The sequence below is a fragment of the Pseudomonas sp. 05T35 genome, from assembly GCF_056396605.1.
Genome location: NZ_JBFTLU010000721.1, coordinates 1 through 1,387, shown reverse-complemented (window position 1 = coordinate 1,387; position 1,387 = coordinate 1). Strand labels below are relative to the sequence as shown.

Genomic DNA, 1,387 nt, shown 5'->3' with positions numbered 1-1,387 from the left:
CTGTAGGGGTGATGGTCGCATTCAAAGCATTTTTGCTCGCCAGTCCATTGGGGGGATAAGCAAGCGCTTTTTGCTCGGTTCGTGCTGGATCAGAAATGGGCGGATGCATTGTTCGAAAACCGACCGCTGCGTGTCGGTGACAAACACGTTGTTGTTCCCAGGAGTCCTTTCCCACAACTGCTACCGTAATGCCCACCGCCTATAAGCAGAGGCACTGATTCAGGTTTTTCCACTTTTAACCCAAGCCCTTGCGACCCTCCAAATAGAGACATCGTGGTGTCGTTTTTTGAATGCATGGAAAGGTCCAGTTAACTTGGGCGTGACTTTTGCAGGTAATTACAAATAGCCCACCCTGCTTTGGATGGGCAATAAAAAGAGCCTCCGCCTGAGGCCATTCACCTGCTTTGCGTTAGGAGATACCGCGATGACGACGTTCAACTCCGGAGCTAAATCCCAGAACCATGCGCCTCAGTCCATCGGTTTTTTACTGCTGGACAATTTCACGCTGATTTCTCTGGCCTCCGCCGTCGAACCCCTGCGTATGGCCAACCAATTGTCCGGTCGCGAGCTGTATCGCTGGACGACCCTCACCGCCGACGGCGGTCAGGTCTGGGCCAGCGACGGCTTGCAGATCACCCCTGACGCCGCTATGCACAAAGCACCGACTCTCGACACTGTGATCGTCTGTGGTGGTATAGGCATTCAGCAGACGGTGACCCGCGCACACGTGTCATGGCTACAGAGTCAGGCGCGTCAGTCCAAACGCCTGGGTGCGGTGTGCACCGGCAGTTGGGCCCTCGCCGGTGCCGGTTTGCTCGACGGCTTCGATTGCAGCGTGCACTGGGAGTGTCTGGCGGCCATGCAGGAAGCTTTCCCGCGGGTGGTCATGAGCACGCGTCTGTTCACCCTGGACCGTAACCGTTTCACCAGCTCCGGTGGCACCGCGCCATTGGACATGATGCTGCATTTGATCAGCCGCGATCACGGCCGTGAGCTGTCGGCGGCGATCTCGGAAATGTTTGTCTATGAGCGCATCCGCAACGAGCAGGATCACCAGCGCGTGCCGCTCAAGCACATGCTCGGCACCAATCAGCCGAAGTTGCAGGAAATCGTTGCGCTGATGGACGCAAACCTTGAAGAGCCGATCGACCTTGGCGAACTGGCGGTGTACGTCTCCGTGTCGCGGCGTCAGCTGGAGCGGCTGTTCCAGAAATACCTGCACTGCTCGCCGTCGCGTTACTACCTTAAGCTACGGCTGATCCGCGCCCGGCAGTTGCTCAAGCAAACGCCGATGTCGATCATCGAAGTGGCCTCGGTCTGTGGCTTCGTGTCCACACCACACTTCTCCAAGTGCTACCGCGAGTACTACGGCATTCCACCGCGTGAC

The 1,387-nt window shown here is 57.5% G+C and carries 1 protein-coding gene; it reads left to right on the top strand.

The window, feature by feature from the left end:
• Positions 1–424 precede the first annotated feature (424 nt).
• Positions 425–1,387 (top strand): choline metabolism transcriptional regulator GbdR (gene gbdR / locus AC1DH9_RS29210; protein WP_477809342.1); only part of this gene is annotated, 963 nt, incomplete at its 3' end.